Consider the following 18,553-nt stretch of genomic DNA (forward strand, 5'->3'; position numbering starts at 1 on the left):
AACTACCAACTGCGCTTCAACACATTAATTCCCAGCACGGCCATATCCATGCCGTCAAATACCGGAAAGCCCTGACGTTCAAACACCGCTTTGTATTGTTGGTAGGGCACTCCAGCGTCAATGACTATGCCAATCAGGCGACCGCTGAATTCCGTTAGCTTTTTTAATTTTTCTGCGAAGGCTTCAGCTTTGGATAATGAGTGGGTATCTAACTGTTCGGATAAAGGTACCAATCCCAACATAACCACTCCAGCGCCAAACTCAATCATTGATTCAACACAATCATAATAAACGGATTCATCAGCCATTGGCGTCAGGTCAAGAGGATTCGACGGTGCGACTAACCCTTCGAGCTGATGACGTTTTAAAATTTTGTTGAGCCGTTGGAAATTATCATCGTTAAACTCGTAAAGCCTACCGGAATCGTTGTCTCCTAAAATGTCCACACTACCGACAGTTTCATAACCAGCGTTAGTCACAATCGCCAGTTTGCCCAGAGTATGCAAGTCTGGGTAGGCAGCCATCCATTTAAACACGGCGTTGAATTGATTGAAGGACTCAACCAGAACCGCTCCGGCTTTATGCAGCAAGCGTTTTTGTAAATGATAATCACCGGTCATTGCCCCTGTGTGTCCTGCTGCGGCAGCCTGGCCTAGCGCTGATCGGCCGCCTTTATAAATAATCACGTGGCGGTTTTCTGCGCGAAATTGTTTAACCAGCTTGGCGACTGCACATACGTCGCCTTCGGCAAATCCTTCTACATAAAGTCCGAGGACGCGCACCGATTGATCTCTTGCCATCAGCGCCATAAAGTCAGATAACTTCATATCTAGTTGGTTACCGATTGAAAAGCCGTATTTCAAACTCAAATTACAATGGCGAGACAAGCGAGTGATCAGAAAAGCACCGCTTTGACTGATTAGTGCGACTTGAGAGTCAGGGTTAAAATTGACGTTAAGTTTTCGTTGGGGAATAAACAAGCTATTGAGTTTAAGCGGCGAAAGTAGCATGCCCAAACCATTGGGACCGACAATCGCCGGGCACCACTGACCTGAAGCTCGCCGATCTTTTATTAGCCGAGATAAACTTTCGCCGAAACCGCTTTGGTCCGCACCGTCTCCAATTCCGCCTGCAACAATATAAATGGCCTGCGCCCCTTGTCCTTGAGCGCATAATTCTGTGATCATTTCGACACAGCTTTTCGCCGGTAGCGCCAGAATTAATACATCGACCGGATGTTTAATCAGGCTGGCGACATCTGGAACACATTGGATACCTGCAAAATGAGACACGCCCGGTTTAATTACCAAAATATCATCTTCACTCAACGATGACTGGCGAATATTTTCCAGTATCAGACCACCGACACTCCCTGTTTTGGCGCTAACGCCGGCAAGCGCAATCCTTTTCGGGTTAAGGAAGCTTTTATCTTCAAGTGGAACTGGACAAGGCTCGAGGTGCTTGTCCTGGCACGATAGGCCGACACCATCTAGTGCGATGATCTCACCCGAGTTATCAACGACAAAAGGATTCACTTCAAGAAATGTGATATTTTTTTCTGCCATCAAATTATCAAGTCGCCATAAAGACTCAAGAAAACTCAATAGTGTTTGTCGATTAAGTAATGGCTTTTGCTGTCGAATTTCTCCCAGTAGAATTTTTCCCAACCAATGGTTCTCAAGCTCCTCTAATGCTTCTAATGGGGTGTACACAGAGGCGGGCCATACAAGCAAAGATTGTTTCAGTTCTTTCGCCCAGGCTTCGGTTAGCAGGCCGCCGAATCCCAGGCTGATAACGGCACCACAACATTTATCTCGTTGCAAGCTGACAAAAATTTCGCTTGGTGCGTTGTCTGCTTTTTGAATTGCAATCTTTTCGGTAATTAAGGTTCCTAGCCATTCAAACTTGGCAGAAAGGTTTTTCTGCATCTTAGCGTGTAGACACTTAATCTCTTCAAGCTCGAAGTCGCGAAAGTGTAAAGCGTCATTGTCAGACTTATGCCATAGATCAGTGGCCATACCTTTCAGTACGACAGGTTCTCCCGAGTCGAAAGGGATATCAGAAAAATCGTTGTCGACGAAACAATGTTTCGGCGTTTTGATACCGACTTGCGACAACAGGCTATAGACCTGATGCTCGGCAATAAAAGTTTGGCTCATTTCAATTAGTGCATAGTGATTGGCGTACTCCGCCACGTTAAATCCTCCTCTGAATATTAGCCTTGTGTGGTATTTGTTGCTCTGATTTAGATCAAGGTACTGGAGGTAAAGTTTTGAAACTCATCGCTAGATATGTTGATATGAAGAATGTTTGATTAGAAAAGTAGAGCTGAGAATTATCAATCGCTCGTGTCGAAAAAACTTTGAGTGAGCCGGACTCTGAGGAACTCGAAAAATTTAAAGGCCAGGACTCTGTCAAAAAATTATTTCAAAACAATCACGAGTTTTCTTCTCGATTGGCGTAAGTAATTACGCGTCATAAGGCTAGTTACTTAACAGATCTTTCGTGATAAAAGAAAAGAACAATAGGTGTTAAGGCTCTTTCTCTAAATAATCAGCTTTCCAATATTCCTCATCTTCATCAGAATCTTCTACGCCTTCCCATTCATAAACTTTGCGCTCAGGTTTGGGATCTTGATCGCGAAAGATTATCGCGCTTAGTGCGCCACCGATTGCTCCAAAAAAGTGTGCTTCAAATGATATCTTCGGATCCCATGGCAATATTCCTAACAGTATACCACCGTACATAAAAACGGCGATAAACATCAGTGCGATAGATACTTTATCTCGCCGAATGATCGAAGCGATAAACAGGAAATAAAAAAATCCGGTAGTTAAGCCGCTTGCGCCGAGGTGGTAAGAGGGACGGGCAAATAGCCAAACACCTATGCCGGAAATAAGCCAAACCACCAGCAGGGTTTTCCATTTTGAAGCCGGGTAACCATAGGACAGTAGTCCACCGAGTAACAACATTGGCAAACTATTGGCCATCAAATGATCCCATGAGCCGTGTAGTAGCGGTGCGAATATAATACCGAGTAAGCCTAGAGTTTCCCGAGGCTGGATAGTCAATAAGTGGAAGTCGAGTGAAAACAATTCTTCGGCTGATTTAATTACCCATAATATTAGGGTGAAATAAAGAGCCGGTTCAAAGTGTTTTAGCCAGTGTTTTGATTTGTTCATTTAACCAGTATTGGGGCGAAATAGCGAAAATCAAATATCTCAGCGAAAAATATTTATAGCGGTGTTAAATAACTAACTAAGTTCAAAATAAAGATTTGGGTGACGTATTAGCTGATAAGGTATTTAAGATTGCTTTTTACTCGGTCAAAAAAGTAACTAACTTTATAAAACAGCGTAACGAGGAATTACCTTATAAAGCTAAAAGCAAATACTCGAGCTACGATCCAAGAGTTGAAAAAACTACTCGAAAAGAGCCCAAGCATCTTTAACTAACGTGCAACAAGCAAATAATTATGGGATTTCATGGCCCATGCAAACATAGTATTGTTCAATGCATTCAACTTTATCTTCGTCGCTGCTGGCTTGTGCTAAACAAGCTTGTCGCTGGCTATAGCAATGCCAGTTTTGCAAGCCCAGATTGTTTGATGTTACTGCTACGCCATTTACAACAGGTGTTGCCGATAGACTACCTAAAAAACAACCCATTCCAACAATTGCTAACTTCAATAATTTTTTGGTTTTCATTTTTATTCTCCACTAATTAAAAAAGCCCCTTGTGGGGGTGGAAAACCTACCAAATGGGGCAATGAAACTAGTAGCAGATGAGTGACAATTTATTTTTCTTTTTTTTAATTGAGTGACATTGAAAGCCTAAGCTCTTGAAATAAAAAGCGATAGGAAAAATTAAAGAGTTATCTCAATTTTTATGTGATGGAAAATAAATCTCATTTAAATATTTTTTATTCTATAAGCTTTTGATATTTTCTTTGTGATATTTTTCGGGTTACTTACTGTGTTCCATTTCGACTTAGTGCTTTTATCATACCTCGCAATAAATTGACTTCTTTAGCCGATGGCTCAGCGCGATTGATGAGTGTTCTCAATTTTTTTAAGGTATCTGATTGTTGCTCGGGGCGAATGTAGTTTCTTTCAATTAATAATTCTTCCAGATGCGAGTAAAAATTATTGAGTTCTCGCTGGCTGACTAACTTGGGAGGTTCGGATGTCGTGTCTGCTTCAGTTTCGCTAGTTACCATATCTCGGTCTTCACCCATGGATTTAAATAATTCATAACATACAATTTGAGCTGCCGCAGAGACGTTTAAAACACTGTAGTCCGAATCACCAGGAATAAAAAGAATCTGTTGGCACAGATTAAGCTCGTGAGAGCTCATTCCATCGCGCTCACCACCGAAAACAATGGCCACTTTTTCCGCCGGGTTTTGCTTTACCCACAGAGCTGCTTCTTCCGCTGATTTTTGAGGGCGGGAAAAACTATGAGTTTGTCGTGCGCTGGTTCCAAATACTTGAGTGCAGTCCTCTATGGCTTGTTCGAGAGAACTTACCACTTTTGCCTGCTCAAGTAACTCGACCGCGCCAGCTGCGCGACTTGTTGCTTCAGTATCAGGGAAGCATTTTGGGTTAACCAAAACTAGCTCTTTGATCCCCATGGTTTTCATGGCACGCGCTGCAGCGCCGATGTTGCCTGGATGAAAGGTATTTAATAATACAATACGTATTTCGGGTAATTTATTTTGCACGTTTTTATCGAATTGTTTGTCAGAACACTGTGATCTTAACAAAGCTCGTACTATTGTAAAGTAGGGAGCCTCGCTAAAACTATCGACAATTGTTGAATGAACCCTGAATGGAGAGTAGAGTGAGGGAATCTCAGTTTACATAGGCGGAAATCACGATGAAAGCTGTTTGGAATGGTCAGATAATAGCCGAAAGTAACGATACAGTGGTGGTCGAAAATAATCACTACTTCCCCGCATCTGCACTTAACAATGAGTTTTTCAAGGCTAGCGATACTCACACTCACTGTCCGTGGAAAGGAGATGCTAGCTACTATTCGCTAGTTGTCGACGGAAAAGAAAACCAGGATGCTGCATGGTATTATCCGGACCCTAAGGATGCCGCTAAAAATATTAAGGATAGAGTTGCATTTTGGAAAGGGGTCGATGTTGTTGAATAGCAACAAAGCTAACAAAAAAATTAGTTTCAGGGCATCTTACCTGAGTATTTTTCCTTGGGTAAGAACAGAAATCACTCTAGTTTGAATATCGGCTAGTACACTAGAATAATTTTAACCTCCGGAGTGAGTCAAGGTTTAGATATCGTCGGAGTGGCTTATGATATTATTTTCTTTTTGTCCTGGTATTTTACGTCTTAGAATTGAATCGGTTATCGATTGTATCGTCAATTTACCAATTATCTCGCCAAATAAAACATGCTTACCGCAATAATGTACTTCTGGGCCGGTTGGAGATGAAATAATGGCAATTGCGTCGGTGCCTGTTCCGGTAGCGAGGTTTTGAGAAACTGGGCTGATAATTTGCAATGATTGCAATGCGGCGGCTTTAGCTTCCGTTGCTATCATCATGGCTTCTACCATGGCCGCTTGACTTAGCTTGGCAGAAGTAAATAGGTTTAGGTTAATCGTTCCTGGTAGTAACTTGTGGGCAAAAATATTTTGAGCTTCAGCGACATCTCCGGCGCGTCTGCTATTAGAAAGCCCCACGGTAACCGCGACACCAATTTCAACACCTTAACATACTTGTCGCTCAACTCTAAGTGAATTCATTGAGGCGGCTGTCATCATTCCAACTGACAGGCCGTGCCAATTTTGGCGATTGCAATATTGCTGAATGCTTTGTTGCGGTGTTAGATCAGGCGTTGAATTTGAGCTAACTTTTAAGTTGACCACCCGATTAGCATATTGAAGTCCGCCATTGAGTACAGCAGAGCTTAAAACATATTGTGGAGTTTCAAATTCAAGCAGAGAGTGATATTGGGTTTTATTGATTGTTATTAAAGACATTATAGTGGTTAAGCAAGCGCAAGCGTTTATGCGATCAGCTTAACATAATTGAATAAGCTCCCAAAGAGGTCACTTTCTTTTCAGTTGAATTGTTTTGAAATGGAGGGTAGATTGAGTCGACTCGGGTTTATAACTTTTCACGGATTCTTTTATGAACGCAAATAGCTATGAAAGCAAGTAGCTATGAAAGCAAGTTGGCATGGTTTTTACGCTGTTGAGTAGCTACGCTTAAGGGAATAATGTGATTCATTTTGAACAAAATAGTGAACCTTTAATATCATTTTGTGAAATAATAGCAGTTTGAAATATTGGGAATATAATGATGAAAACGTTGAAGTTAGTGGGATTATTTTCTTTGGTCGGGGTTATTGGTGGCTGTCATTCTGTTTCTCAGCTCAATCAAATGAGAACCAGTGAAACGCCGGCTTATTCTTGTCCACAGATTTACGCTGCATTTAAGGCCTATGATGCCGACCGCCAGTCTGCAACCGCGATTGCAGAGCTTTCCGGCATGGTTAATGTCAATTCGGCGGAGGCGGGGACAGGCAATTACTACCAACGCGCAAAAATGGCAGCCAATATTGCACTAATCGCACAAGGCTGTGAGCCGCTCTCCTGATAATCATTTCAGTAGACGATTGATGCGAAGAGCGTATTTCACCGGCTGGCGATAGCGACTGCGGATTTAATCGCTTGCCGGGTGATGGTCAAAACTCAATACACGCTTCAATTTCCATTGCCCATCTTTTAAGAGCCATAGATGGGTAAATTTAGCAATGCCTGTTTTATACAAAGTCTTTTCAGGTTCTTTAATATAAAACTCGTGCACGCCGTTCTGAATTGCGCCATATAAAACGCCATTATTCTTGAGTGGGAATATTTTCATACTTCCTGGAACCAGTTTACGGATTGGCTTTTTATCTTGATTTGAACAGATATTATCTTTAACCGCTTTAAGGAATTCCGCTCTGTTCTGATGGCCCGCTATGTCGTGATAAAACTCTAAGTCCTCGGCGATAAATGGTTCAAATTTTTCTATACGACATAAGTTAAATCCATCTTCGAAAAGCAGGGCATCTAACTTGCGCATTTGTGAGTCTAATTTTGCCTCATCGTTACTTTGTGCAAATATTTGAGAAGTAAAGAGTGAGATGATAATCAGGAAGGTAATTTTAAAGTGTCGTTTCATTTTATTAGCCTTTGTTTATTTCGCTGTTCTTATTGGACAGCTCGGTAAGAGACTAAATTGTTTGGCAAAATCTGTGCCAGTTGAGTTTTACCGGTTTGTAACGGTTATGTGATGGTATTCATAAAATGGTTGGCAAATCAGACCAAACTCTGGCGAGTTTCTTAATAAAAGATAAAGAAACTCAATTTAAAGTCTCAGGTTGTTCGAGCAGCAACTCAATTGACTATCAAATAAGCAAAATTTATGCGGCTTTAATGAACATTGTGCTTACGGTGTTTTTTTAACAAACTTTGGTAGTCTTTATCCGAATTGGGAAATAGTTTTCGCATTTCTTGCCACAGGATTATTGCAGATTGCCTGTCTCCCATTTTAACAAAACGATCGGCATATCCACCCATAAAATATTCTTTAAATCTGGTTTTACTCAGTTGCCAGTAGGGAATGGCTAAGTCCAGTCGATTCATGCTGGTATATTTATGGGCCATGCTGGTGAAAGCATCTTGAATAAATTCGTTTTTAGATACTGTGCCGTATTTCAAATCTCTATTTTTTAAATATTGCTTTAGTTCAGCAATATCAAAATTCTTTGTTTTTAAGTCTGCCCGAGCCGGAAGTCGGTAGTCACTAAAATGTTTTCTCAGTCCATGGTTCAACCCAACGGTAAACACTGACATATGGCTGTCCATCGGCATAGAATGATATTCAAAAGAAAGAACATTTTTATCAAGTTTTGATGCCGCTTCTTTTAGCATCAGCTTATCTATCGGGTTCTCATCACCGTCGATAATATGCAATCGAGCGGACAGTGGTTTTAGATTTGCATATCGGTTTTGTACCTTTTCGATAAAAGCCAAGCTAGGATAAATTGGAGATAGCGAGAGAAATAAATTGAAACTCTTACTATCTACCGGAAGGGCACCGCTGACAAATGCACCGGCATAGGAGTGGCCGACTAAAACTCGATTTGGCAAAGTTCTAAATTTGCCATCGATGAACGCAGGCACTTCTCGATTAACAAAAGCCTCAAATGGTTCTGATTCAACAATCACATCCTTGTACCATTCATTGCTTTGAATGCCGACCACAATTGTTTCAGGAATACCTGCCGTGGCTTCTATCCTGGTAATAAGTGCGACAGCCTCCTGATAAATGTTGCCGCTGAAAAACGAATTGGCATCCAATACATAAACAACAGGATAGCTTTTTTTACTTTTATCGTAGTTCTTTGGTAGTCGGACAAATAGAGTTCTCTCTTGTTCGAGAGCTTTAGAGGAAATTTGATATTTCGTTCCAAGTTCAACAGTCAACGGTGGAATAGCACTTTCAGCCCGTGATAGTTGAGTAAACAAAACCGAGAGAAAAATGACAGAAGTGGCAACGTATTTGCAAATTGTCGCGTTTTTTAATTTTATCATTGTGAATTTCATAATTTCGAGTTTCATAATCAAACCTGACGCTCTATTTATCCGTTATTAATCCTGGTAGCCGAAAATTCTACTTTCCCGTTCAATCGAAAAGTTAGCTGAGTGGGCTTGTCATTCGAATCAAATTCAAAATCGATTCTTTCTTGCTCATTCCAGCCGGCAAAGTCGAAATGCTTTTTTGAACGGGCCAATAACATTGCAGTAAAGGTCTTGTCTTTAAAGGCGTGAAGTTCATCTTGGTGGATAAATATTTCAACCTGACTACCATCCTTTAGTCGATAAATTCCTGTGTAGGGAGTAAGCTGAGAACGGGACAAACTAATGGCAGATTTCTCGTCGGCAAACATTGTATGGCTCACTCTTGCAACAAAACGCTCTTTGGTTAGCCAGTCCGGGTGTTTTCCACCGTGAAACCATAGAATCAATGCTTTAATCTTGGCTGTATTGGCGATTTGCTCAGGAGTGTGACCTTTTGCGGAAGAGGTCAAAATGTACTCAAACCATTGCTGCACTTTTTGATCATATTGAATCACGTGGTTTTTATCAGCCAAAGCAATATGACCTGGCACTACAACTGTTTTTTCATCAGACAGTGATAGTACCAGATCAATAACATCACGATGACTACGCATACCTCGTACACCGATGTTTGGCCCCCAATTAGTCGCATGGTTGTCGCCGGTGAAAACGATATTACTGTTTTTAACTTGCACGATGACGTCATTCCAGGTGTGAGACTTCACATGGTAGAGATTAAAGATTTCGTTATTGAATTTGAGCGTCATTTGATCACGAAACTGGATTTCTCTTTTAACACCTTCATATCGCGTGTTAGAGCCTGAGAGGTATTTCAAAAAATTGGGGTAAATGACGGTTGCGCCAATTTTAACCAGTTCTTCATTACCTCCGCGATGATCACGATGTTGATGGGTATTAATAACATACTTGATAGGCTTGTCAGAGATAGTTCGAATCGCTTTGATTAACTTTTTACCAGTTTTGATATTCATCGCATCAATCAATAAAATACCATCTTTACCAACACTCATGCCCACATTGGCGCCGAGTCCATTGCCACCATGCAGTACCCAGAAATGCTCATTGATTTGATTAAAAGTAATTTCAGGTGGCTTTTTTTCTTTGGCGAAAAGGTTGAGGTTGATCGCCAGTGAGATGAGTAATCCGATGTGAAATAGTAATTTTAGTTTTTGAGTCATTCTTTAGTCCTGTGCTGGAGTTGATAACGGCTATTGTCTATCAATCAATCATCTCAACAAGGTCTTACGGCTGAGAAAAAGCTGATGAATTGCTGATGGCTTGATTTTACTGCGCTTGCGGCTAATAATCGGCGTGGATAGAGTGCTTGTTATCGGTATAATTTGCTGGCTTTCGAGGTTCTCGACCCCTTGGTTTTTTTATCATTACCTAAATCTGTGGTTTATTTGTTCTATGAATGAGTTTTTTGTTGGCCAATTTCGAGTTGATATGGGTCGTTCCCAAATTGTCGCGCAAGATGCGATCGTTTCAATGGAACCCAGAGTCCTGCAGGTTTTATTAATTCTGGCGGAGCAGCAGGGGCAAGTACTTACCCATCAACAAATACTCGACAAGGTATGGAAAGATGTAAAAGTTGCTCCGAATACATTACAGCGGTGTATTGCCCAGCTACGTAAAGCTTTGGGCGATGACGCAAAACGCCAGAATGTGATCAAAACTCATCCTAAGGTTGGTTACAGTTTAATCGTTGATGTTGTTTGGCAAGCGCACTTAACCGAAGCTCAGAAGAAAGAAGCTCAGAAAAAAGTGACCAGTACACCTGGTGAGCCGATAGAAAAAACACAATCGACCCGCAAATTCCTCATGGCTGGAATGGTTGCAATAGTTCTATTGATTTCTCTGGCTACTATTTGGACTAATCAGCCGGGGCATTCGTCCTTGCCACTTGTCAAACTGACCGCTCTAACAACCACTGACAAAAAAGAGTTTTCGCCGACTTATTCACCTGATGGCCGATTTGTTGCGTTTCAACGATATGTCGGACTATGTGAAAATGAGCTGTGGGCGAAAGATTTAGTCGATAACAGAGAATATTTGTTAACCAAACATAGCGGTATCTATGGCACACCTTCTTGGTCGCCAAACGGCCAAAGCCTGGCTTTTTCTAATGTGACCCATTGTTCTCAAGCAAGTGATTTTCAGGGCTGTAAAGACATCAGGATTCTCTCTTTTGCGCTTGCCAAAAGCGAACCTCAGGATGCGAGAATTCTCATGGCTTGCGATAAGCAGGATTTTTCTGCCGCGGTTTGGCTTGATGATGACAACATCGCATTTTTAGGTAAGGAAGGGGTTGAACAGCAGTTGTTAAGGATGAACTTGCCTGAGAAAAAAATTGAGCAACTTTACGAAAGTAAAAATGTTAATTTTGTTTCGTTATCTTATTCTCCGGCTCAGAGAAAATTGGCTGTCACCCAACATGATTCTTCTCTGAAAAGTAGTATGATGTTGTTTGATATCGATACTCAGGAAGTGTTTCAGATCCCATTCAAACCGCCGGGTAACTTTGCCGGAATACTGGCATGGAATACAAATTGGCATCCAACGGAACCACGGTTAATTACTGCGAAAAGAAATTCAATGTTTGAAGTTGATCTTAACGGAGAGTTTACGGAATATCCTGTACCAACCATGCAAAGTATTTCTGATCCAATGTTTCATCCAGACGGGCAAAGTATTATTGCTTCAATGGGGCTTTTCGATAAGGACGTCAAGCTTTTGCAGTGGTATGATAAAATAAACGGCGAAATGCTAGATGTTGAGACGCCATATCAAAGTGAGACTCTCCATCGTAGTATCGTCATTGATCGAGACGCAAAATTCCAACCTGTGGGAAATGGAATTGCTTATATTTCTCAGAGCAATGGAAGTCAACAAATCTGGCTTGCAACTGTGCGTAAAAACTCACTGAAACCTATCGGTCAGCCGAAGCAATTGAGTCAGCTTTCTGGTAGTTCGCTAATTTATTCGTTTGTCTGGTCTTATGATGGTCACTTAATCGTGGCTGTGGTCGATGGAAAATTGAAGCTGATCAATCTGGATGGCCAAATCACATCACTGGAAACGGATTATAGTATTCTTAATATTTATCAAGCGCCCGCGGAAGATAAAGTTCTATTAGATGTTTTTAAGGATAAGCGAAAACAAATTATTCTGCTCGATTTAAAAACAATGGACAGCGAAGTTTTATTTGAGGGCCAAGTTCGCTGGGCGCAGCTTTCAGAATCCGGAAAGCTATACATCGCCAGTAGCAACGATACGGTTTCTCAGGTGGTTAATGGCAGGCTAATACCACTGCAAGGGATTAGCGATATTAGAGTAACGAGCAGGTTTCTCTATCAAGCACAGAAGCTTGTTTTAACAGCCCGCGATAATTCTATCTGGATTTTCGATTTAAACACTCATTCAAAAGAAAAGCTGTTCAAGATTGTCGACGTTTTAAAACATATTGATAGTGTTGATTTGAAGACACAAAGGATGCTGGTTACCACGGTTGCATCGGTGAAAAAAGAGATTGTACTTTTTCATCGATAAAATATATTAATTTTTAATCTCTCATAATTACTGATTTTCACTGTTATTCTTCTATAGTCGCATCAGCCGATAAACAAACGACTGAATCTAGTCGCAGTTTTTTACGCCAGGAAAAAATTGCATCGGAAGAGAAATATTTTCGGTGGTTGTTCGTTCAACTATGAGTATCAAACAATATCAATGATAAGGAGAAAAAAATAAATGATCATCACTAATGTAGAAAATGTTCCAGGGAAGGTTATCGCAGAACACTATGGTTTAGTTTCCGGCAGTACAGTCAGGGCAAAACATCTTGGTAGAGACTTTATGGCGGGGCTTAAGAACATTGTCGGCGGAGAATTAAAGGGCTATACCGAATTATTGGCAGAGTCTCGCGCTGAATCTGTCGAGCGAATGAAAACCCAGGCGCGAGCACTGGGCGCCAACGCAATTATCAACATTCGTTTCTCAACTTCTTCAGTTGCCCAGGGCGCATCAGAGCTATACGCTTATGGAACTGCGGTAAAACTGGAGGATTCAAATGAGTGAATCGCTGGAAATAATGATTCAACTGCTAATCCCATTGGCGTTGGTCTTGCTCGGCCTTCTAGTCGGTTCTTATCTTGAGCGAAGGCATTATGTTTCAATCAGAGAGCGGGAAGAAGCGACTCGGCACACGCCGGTGGTCAACCTTCGTAAAATTCAACATGAACAACCGATCCATAAATCTTATCTGGTAACGGGATCGGCCGTGATTTCTGTTGACTATTTTAAACGGCTTCTTGCTGCACTGAGGAATATTTTTGGCGGCCGAGTTGTGGCTTATGAGAGTTTGGTTGATAGGGCGCGTCGTGAAGCAATCTTGCGAATGAAGGCAAAATGCCCAGCTGCCAACATTATTATCAATCTTAAAATTGAGACTTCAACAATTTCTAAACAAGGTCGTTCAGGAGAACGCTCTGTTGGATGTGTAGAAGCAATCGCCTATGGAACCGCAATTCATTATCAACCATGGGAGCAAGCCGGTTAATGAAATATGTTGCGAAAGATATGGGTGATGCGGCCGAAGTCAACGCTGGTGATGGTAATCAACTGGCTGAGCTTGCCAAATTGTTGTCACTGGCGTTAGTGCTGATTGTTTGCCTTTATCTGATTACCGTCTACCTCGCCGAATATTTTATTTCTGGAGTTTCGATTGAACAAGAAAAGCAATGGTTTGGTCACGGGAATGTTTTTGTTGATAGGCAATCAGGGGGCCGAGACTCTGAAGAGAAGCTGGCGAAAGCCAACTCAATTCTCGCCAATTTGATTCAGAGTCGTGATGTACCGGATTTAAATTACAGACTTATCGCTCTCGACTCTGACGAAATCAATGCTTTTGCTTTTCCTGGTGGGACTATCGGTTTAACAACCGGGCTATTAGATGAGTTAAACTCTGAGAAGGCGTTAGCCTTTGTGATTGGTCATGAGCTAGGACATTTCAAACACCGTCATCATTTAAAAGGTTTTTCAAAAGCGCTTGGTCTTGGCGTCGTATTTTCAATTATTTTTGGTGGAGATAGCGAATTAGCTATCACTCAAAATATCATCGCGTTTTTAGAAGCAAGGCACTCGCAACAGCAAGAAAAAGATTCGGATGCATTTGGCGCTTCAGTTGTAATGCAAGCATACGGAAATCTTGAAGGCATTGATGGATTTTTTCAATTAGTGAAAGAAAAGGAAGCTTCTTTTGCCAGTTTTCTTTCCACTCACCCAACTTCACAATCTCGTATTAAGCACTTGAATCGGCTCGCAGAAGAACTTGATGTTATCAATGCTCGCGGCGAGAAATAAAAGCGCCTCAATTTTATCTTTTTAAGAGATTAATTAGCGTTTAGTTAAATTAATCTAACCCTTAATAAATCAGCATTCCGTTTTTACGAGCCAGTCACTTTTTGTTCGTCAATGATCCACTGGATGATTTCTTTCTGGTATCGCAATAAGGAATAGCTGATGAAAATACTTAAGATTGCCACTTTCCCCTTGATTAAAAAAACAATAGTGTTCGGTGTCATTGTTACTTCGGCGCTCTTGAATTTCGCCGCTAATGCGGAAGTTCCAATAGCACAACAGTTAATCATTCAAATTAAAGATAGTGCTGATGCTTCAATTGAACGGGATGTTCAAGAATTTGAATTTGCAGTGGGTCAGCAAGAACTTTCCTATGTTCGCTCCATGGCGTTACCCGGTAAATATGTTTTCAAGTTAAATGAGAATGTGTCTAAGGGGGCGTTAAATAAACTGATCGAGCAGCTCAAAGAAAACTCAAGTGTTGTTTCAGTTGAGTACGACGCAATTATGAAACACACTTCAAAGCCGAACGACGCGCGGCTCAATGAACAATGGCATTATCATGAAGAAGCAGGAGGAATTAACGCGGCTAAGGCGTGGAATACTCATAATGGTGATAATGTGGTGGTTGCGGTTTTAGATACCGGATATACCAAGCATCGAGATTTAATTGATAATATTGTTCAGGGATATGATTTTATCAGCGATGCATTTCAGGCACGCGACGGGGATGGACGTGACAATGAAGCGCTTGATGAAGGTGACTGGTGTGGAGCGCGTACCAGCAGTTGGCATGGAACCCATGTAGCCGGTACGATCGGCGCTGTAACCGATAATGAAAGAGGCGTTGCCGGAGTTGCTTACGGCGTTAAGATTCTGCCCGTTCGAGTGCTAGGGCGATGTGGAGGATTTATTTCCGATGTCGCCGATGCCATTGTTTGGGCTGCCGGCGGAAGCGTTGTCGGCGTGCCCGTTAATAGACACCCGGCAAAGGTTATTAATTTAAGTCTCGGTGGTAGCGGTCGTTGTGGTGCGACCTATCAACAGGCGATTAATTTCGCTCGTGCTAAGGGGGCAACGGTTGTTGTGTCGGGCGGAAATGGTAACACGGATGTATCAGTTCAAAGACCCGCAAATTGTAAAGGTGTAGTCTCTGTTGCTGCAAACAGTCGTGAGGGAAACAGAGCTTACTACTCTAATTTTGGAGCAGGTATTGATGTAACTGCACCAGGAGGAGAAACTGAAATCACTGCCGATTATGGCGTTCTCTCCACTTTAAATAACGGTATGACAACTCCCGGTGGTGATACTTATGGTTTCTATCAGGGGACCAGTATGGCGGCTCCTCATGTTGCTGGCATAGCAGCCTTACTTTATTCTAAAAATGCGTCGATTACGCCCAGAGAAGTTGAAACTATCTTGAAACAAACTGCACGTCCAATTCCTGGTATTTGTACCGGCGGCTGCGGTGCAGGGATTGTTGATGCACAGGCGGCGTTGTATAAAGTTCGTCCTGTGTTAACTAAGATGGTGACGTCCGACAATAAGATGCAACTGGTAATGTCAATTAACGGTGAGTTACCGGACGACGCATTCTATGAGTTGCAATATCAACGAGCTTACGAAATCGGTTCTTTCTGGTTGCCTGCTTATTTTGGTCGTAATAATAGTTTCGTTGAACCTGACATGAATGTGGTTGATTATGACTCTATGACTTATCATTGGCGCGCGCGAATCGTTTATAAAAAAGATCATTATTCCGATTGGTCGGCGATTGAGTCTTATGCGCGAGTTGATTATGCGGAAGAAAAATAAGATGTTCGAATTTGCATGATTTATCAGGGCTATACGACATTCACAATTCAATCATCTTTATCAAGTATTTAGGTGATTCATTGTAACCTTGTTTTTTGTAAAATTCATGAGCACCTTTTCTTCGAGAATGACAATGCACCTCAATTCGATTGCAGTTGCGTTTCTTTGCGAGTTGCAATGTGTGTTTTTCTAACTCAGCACCAACGCCTTTACTTCTTGAAGCTTGGCTGACACAAAAATAACTAATGCGACAAAAATCTCCTTCAAGAGCTAGTTGAGGAATAAAGTGCAAAGAAATAAAACCCAAAATATTATTTTTGTCTGTGGCGACAAATATTTTCGCATCGTTATGTGCTAATTGTTGAGCAATTTTCTTTTCAATAAATAGATCGGTATCAGCATAGCCTAGTTCTGTTAGCATTGTTGAAATAGCAGAACTATCACTTATTTTTGCATCTCTTATTAACATACTTTTTTCTCCTGAGCTTAATGCCAAAGTATATTTTAGATAATTTTAAAGTCAGGCATGTTGAAAAAATCAGTCTGCCAGTAATCGGAAAAATTGATAAATCCCATTTTTTATTTCTTAAAACTATCTGCAAACTTGAAGTCTCTATTCGACACAAAAAGTATATATCTAATCAGATCCAGTGTTAGAATATTTTGTCATTGCTGACATTTAAGACAATGTACTAATTTGACAAACCTCCCCCCGGGCCTTTATATTCTGGGCTAAGAAAATGGGAGATTAATAAGATGAGTGACAAAAATAAAAAGCAAGGGCTAATGTCCCTTGGCTCACGCATCTATAACGTTTTCCTTGAAAACGAAGTCATTATTAAACGATTCTTACGTCGCTATTCCTCAAATTCTCACGATATTGAAGATATCAGCCAGGAAACCATCTTGCGGGCCCTTGACGCAGAAAAAAATCGAGAAATTCAACAACCTAAGGCTTTTCTTTTTGGTGTTGCTAAAAATATCGCGCGTAAGTCTTTAGAGAAAAAATCCCAATCTCTCATTGATTTTATTGAGGATTTTGGTGACAAAGAGTACTTATCTAATGAGCCCAGTATTGATGAGAGTATTGATAGCCGAAAAAGAATGCTGATATTTTGGGAGGCCGTTTCTGTTTTGCCTTCACAATGTCAGAAAGTCTTTGTGTTAAAAAAAGTTCATGGATACTCTCACAAGGAAATAGCTAAAAACCTTGAAATATCAATTAGTACGGTCGAAAAGCACGTGGCAACTGGGCTTAAGCGTTGCAGCGAATACATGGAGATGCATCAGTCGGGTGCGGTAAAGCATGACAACATCGTTGACATTCCAAATTACGACAATCACAAAGTAGTTAAGAAATGAGCGAAAAACTCTCATCAAATCAAGCAAATGACATCACTGCCGAAGCGTGTGCCTGGATTGCGCAAATCGAAAGTGAAGGTATGACATCGGATGACTTGGCCGCCTTTAAAGAGTGGATTGAACGAAGCGCTGCCCATAAAGCGGAAATCAGGCGTTTAGCTCAATTGTCTGGCGAAATTAATATATTGACCGAAATGGCTTCGCCGTTGAAGGACGCCGCGGCCAGACAGAGAGAGTTGATTAATCCTGGTCATAGCTCCCGGGTGTCAAAAAATTATTGGTCAAAAAACTATTTCACCGCGGGTATTGCGCTGGCAACAGTCCTGTTTTTCAGCTTTATCTTCATCATTCAACAAAACGACTCCCTAACTACTCCACAGCTTTATACCACCGCTGTTGGGGGACACCGAGAGGTTATTTTGTCTGATGGTACATTGTTAGCGTTAAATACTGATAGTGAAGTTGAAGTTGATTACAACGAAAATCGACGAAAAGTTCGTTTACTGAAAGGCGAAGCATTTTTCCAGGTGGCTCATAACAGTAATAGGCCTTTTATCGTCTATGCAGGTAAGAATTCTGTGCGCGCCGTTGGTACTGCGTTTGCTGTCAGTTTACTTCCTCAAACCTTTGAGTTAACGGTGACAGAAGGTAAAGTTGAATTGTCTGATACTGCGAAGGATAAGCCGATTGTTAGTGAGCAAAAAGTGACTAAGACGGCACTATTAGAGCCCTCGAAAGATAGTGAACAGATAACTGATGAGCCCGAAAAAATCTACTTAAGTGCTGGAGAGACCCTTGCTTATAATCCGTTAGACGAAAAACAAATACGCACTGAACAAATTAAAATCGTTTCGGAACGAGAGATAAGACGGCAACTTTCATGGCAAGATGGACTGCTTGATTTTTCGGAAACGCCTCTCATTGAGGTCGTTGAAGATCTCAGCCGATATACGTCGCTTGAGATTGAAATACTAGACCCTGAACTGAGAAACATGAAATTTGGTGGCCTTTTTAGAACCGATGAATTACAGGCATTATTTGATGCACTGGAGACAACCTTCGATATCAAGGTCGTAAAAGTAAATGATAAACTTGTTCGCTTAAGTCGTAATTCGCCAATTGATAGCTAGCTGTCGATTTTTCTCCAGAAGAAATAAAATCAACTGTAATCACCAGATTAAGCGACCCACAGAGGTTTTGATAACGTTCCAAATTACCATTTTCCAAAAAAAAGAAAAATATTTTTAATTTTTTATAGCGGTTTTTTTATCCTGAGGGTACTACCTCTTTAGAAGCCGCAATCGTAGTGATGATAATAATGGCTTCAATTTCCATATTTTGGGAAAAAAATAATTGTACA

At 41.2% G+C, this 18,553-nt stretch carries 17 protein-coding genes and 1 pseudogene; 9 read left to right on the forward strand and 9 right to left on the reverse strand.

Features of this window, described 5'->3' with window-relative positions; genetic code table 11:
- Positions 1–2 precede the first annotated feature (2 nt).
- The 4 genes from FLL46_RS01380 to FLL46_RS01395 all read right to left on the reverse strand — a co-directional run bounded on the left by FLL46_RS01380 (position 3) and on the right by FLL46_RS01395 (position 4,723).
- Entirely contained in the window at positions 3–2,195 is a 2,193-nt protein-coding gene (locus FLL46_RS01380; RefSeq protein ID WP_142891628.1) for an acetate--CoA ligase family protein, read from the reverse strand.
- Between the two features lie 336 nt (positions 2,196–2,531).
- Complete coding sequence (locus FLL46_RS01385; protein WP_142891629.1) at positions 2,532–3,182, reverse strand: rhomboid family intramembrane serine protease; 651 nt, start codon at positions 3,180–3,182, stop codon at positions 2,532–2,534.
- 291 nt (positions 3,183–3,473) lie between these two features.
- Entirely contained in the window at positions 3,474–3,707 is a 234-nt protein-coding gene (locus tag FLL46_RS01390; protein WP_142891630.1) for a hypothetical protein, read from the reverse strand.
- A 263-nt stretch (positions 3,708–3,970) separates the two neighbouring features.
- The gene (locus FLL46_RS01395; RefSeq protein WP_168203995.1) at positions 3,971–4,723 is read right to left on the reverse strand and encodes an RNA methyltransferase; all 753 of its coding nucleotides are present in this window, start codon (positions 4,721–4,723) and stop codon (positions 3,971–3,973) included.
- 155 nt (positions 4,724–4,878) lie between these two features.
- On the opposite strand from FLL46_RS01395, the gene FLL46_RS01400 reads away from it, so the two are divergent.
- A complete protein-coding gene (locus FLL46_RS01400) occupies positions 4,879–5,160 on the forward strand; it encodes a DUF427 domain-containing protein (RefSeq protein ID WP_142891632.1) in 282 nt (93 codons plus the stop codon).
- A 135-nt stretch (positions 5,161–5,295) separates the two neighbouring features.
- Here the strand turns inward: FLL46_RS01400 and FLL46_RS27525 are convergent.
- A pseudogene (locus FLL46_RS27525) lies at positions 5,296–6,006 on the reverse strand (adenosylcobinamide amidohydrolase).
- A 319-nt stretch (positions 6,007–6,325) separates the two neighbouring features.
- Between FLL46_RS27525 and FLL46_RS01415 the strand changes: the two are divergent.
- The gene (locus FLL46_RS01415) at positions 6,326–6,625 is read left to right on the forward strand and encodes a hypothetical protein (protein WP_142891635.1); all 300 of its coding nucleotides are present in this window, start codon (positions 6,326–6,328) and stop codon (positions 6,623–6,625) included.
- A 66-nt stretch (positions 6,626–6,691) separates the two neighbouring features.
- Here FLL46_RS01415 and FLL46_RS01420 read toward each other — a convergent pair whose 3' ends face one another.
- From FLL46_RS01420 to FLL46_RS01430, 3 genes are all read right to left on the reverse strand, one after another.
- Positions 6,692–7,195: a nuclear transport factor 2 family protein gene (locus FLL46_RS01420; RefSeq protein WP_142891636.1), complete on the reverse strand. Its 504-nt coding sequence runs from the start codon at positions 7,193–7,195 to the stop codon at positions 6,692–6,694.
- A 251-nt stretch (positions 7,196–7,446) separates the two neighbouring features.
- Complete coding sequence (locus tag FLL46_RS01425) at positions 7,447–8,610, reverse strand: alpha/beta hydrolase (protein WP_168203997.1); 1,164 nt, start codon at positions 8,608–8,610, stop codon at positions 7,447–7,449.
- 47 nt (positions 8,611–8,657) lie between these two features.
- Positions 8,658–9,836 (reverse strand): MBL fold metallo-hydrolase, encoded by a 1,179-nt coding sequence (locus FLL46_RS01430; protein WP_142891638.1) that lies wholly within the window; start codon positions 9,834–9,836, stop codon positions 8,658–8,660.
- Between the two features lie 232 nt (positions 9,837–10,068).
- Between FLL46_RS01430 and FLL46_RS01435 the strand changes: the two genes are divergently transcribed.
- From FLL46_RS01435 to FLL46_RS01455, 5 genes are all read left to right on the forward strand, one after another.
- On the forward strand, positions 10,069–12,207 hold the full coding sequence (locus FLL46_RS01435) for a winged helix-turn-helix domain-containing protein (protein WP_142891639.1): 2,139 nt from the start codon (positions 10,069–10,071) through the stop codon (positions 12,205–12,207).
- Positions 12,208–12,408: 201 nt separating this feature from the next.
- Positions 12,409–12,735: a YbjQ family protein gene (locus FLL46_RS01440; RefSeq protein WP_142891640.1), complete on the forward strand. Its 327-nt coding sequence runs from the start codon at positions 12,409–12,411 to the stop codon at positions 12,733–12,735.
- Positions 12,728–13,216, forward strand: coding sequence for a YbjQ family protein (locus FLL46_RS01445; protein ID WP_246119247.1), 489 nt, complete (start codon positions 12,728–12,730; stop codon positions 13,214–13,216). Before FLL46_RS01440 ends, FLL46_RS01445 begins: the two co-directional genes overlap by 8 nt.
- Complete coding sequence (locus tag FLL46_RS01450) at positions 13,216–14,019, forward strand: M48 family metallopeptidase (protein WP_168203998.1); 804 nt, start codon at positions 13,216–13,218, stop codon at positions 14,017–14,019. Before FLL46_RS01445 ends, FLL46_RS01450 begins: the two co-directional genes overlap by 1 nt.
- Before the next feature lie 159 nt (positions 14,020–14,178).
- Entirely contained in the window at positions 14,179–15,831 is a 1,653-nt protein-coding gene (locus FLL46_RS01455; RefSeq protein WP_142891642.1) for a S8 family peptidase, read from the forward strand.
- 40 nt (positions 15,832–15,871) lie between these two features.
- On the opposite strand, the gene FLL46_RS01460 is transcribed toward FLL46_RS01455, so the two are convergent.
- A complete protein-coding gene (locus tag FLL46_RS01460) occupies positions 15,872–16,300 on the reverse strand; it encodes a GNAT family N-acetyltransferase (RefSeq protein ID WP_142891643.1) in 429 nt (142 codons plus the stop codon).
- Positions 16,301–16,587: 287 nt separating this feature from the next.
- Here FLL46_RS01460 and FLL46_RS01465 point away from each other — a divergent pair, with 287 nt between their 5' ends.
- Both FLL46_RS01465 and FLL46_RS01470 read left to right on the forward strand, forming a co-directional pair.
- Positions 16,588–17,193 (forward strand): RNA polymerase sigma factor, encoded by a 606-nt coding sequence (locus FLL46_RS01465; RefSeq protein WP_142891644.1) that lies wholly within the window; start codon positions 16,588–16,590, stop codon positions 17,191–17,193.
- A complete protein-coding gene (locus tag FLL46_RS01470; protein WP_142891645.1) occupies positions 17,190–18,323 on the forward strand; it encodes a FecR family protein in 1,134 nt (377 codons plus the stop codon). Before FLL46_RS01465 ends, FLL46_RS01470 begins: the two co-directional genes overlap by 4 nt.
- Positions 18,324–18,553: the final 230 nt, after the last annotated feature.

Source organism: Aliikangiella coralliicola, assembly GCF_007004725.1.
GTDB lineage: Bacteria > Pseudomonadota > Gammaproteobacteria > Enterobacterales > Kangiellaceae > Aliikangiella > Aliikangiella coralliicola.

Excerpts from the sequence above, each read along its gene's own strand:
- FLL46_RS01390 (WP_142891630.1), bottom strand. The coding sequence starts at position 3,707 with ATGAAAACCAAAAAATTATTGAAGTTAGCAATTGTTGGAATGGGTTGT.
- FLL46_RS01465 (WP_142891644.1), top strand. The coding sequence starts at position 16,588 with ATGAGTGACAAAAATAAAAAGCAAGGGCTAATGTCCCTTGGCTCACGC.
- FLL46_RS01425 (WP_168203997.1), bottom strand. The coding sequence starts at position 8,610 with ATGATAAAATTAAAAAACGCGACAATTTGCAAATACGTTGCCACTTCT.
- FLL46_RS01430 (WP_142891638.1), bottom strand. The coding sequence starts at position 9,836 with ATGACTCAAAAACTAAAATTACTATTTCACATCGGATTACTCATCTCA.
- FLL46_RS01420 (WP_142891636.1), bottom strand. The coding sequence starts at position 7,195 with ATGAAACGACACTTTAAAATTACCTTCCTGATTATCATCTCACTCTTT.
- FLL46_RS01470 (WP_142891645.1), top strand. The coding sequence starts at position 17,190 with ATGAGCGAAAAACTCTCATCAAATCAAGCAAATGACATCACTGCCGAA.
- FLL46_RS01440 (WP_142891640.1), top strand. The coding sequence starts at position 12,409 with ATGATCATCACTAATGTAGAAAATGTTCCAGGGAAGGTTATCGCAGAA.
- FLL46_RS01455 (WP_142891642.1), top strand. The coding sequence starts at position 14,179 with ATGAAAATACTTAAGATTGCCACTTTCCCCTTGATTAAAAAAACAATA.
- FLL46_RS01445 (WP_246119247.1), top strand. The coding sequence starts at position 12,728 with ATGAGTGAATCGCTGGAAATAATGATTCAACTGCTAATCCCATTGGCG.
- FLL46_RS01400 (WP_142891632.1), top strand. The coding sequence starts at position 4,879 with ATGAAAGCTGTTTGGAATGGTCAGATAATAGCCGAAAGTAACGATACA.
- FLL46_RS01415 (WP_142891635.1), top strand. The coding sequence starts at position 6,326 with ATGATGAAAACGTTGAAGTTAGTGGGATTATTTTCTTTGGTCGGGGTT.
- FLL46_RS01460 (WP_142891643.1), bottom strand. The coding sequence starts at position 16,300 with ATGTTAATAAGAGATGCAAAAATAAGTGATAGTTCTGCTATTTCAACA.
- FLL46_RS01435 (WP_142891639.1), top strand. The coding sequence starts at position 10,069 with ATGAATGAGTTTTTTGTTGGCCAATTTCGAGTTGATATGGGTCGTTCC.
- FLL46_RS01385 (WP_142891629.1), bottom strand. The coding sequence starts at position 3,182 with ATGAACAAATCAAAACACTGGCTAAAACACTTTGAACCGGCTCTTTAT.
- FLL46_RS01450 (WP_168203998.1), top strand. The coding sequence starts at position 13,216 with ATGAAATATGTTGCGAAAGATATGGGTGATGCGGCCGAAGTCAACGCT.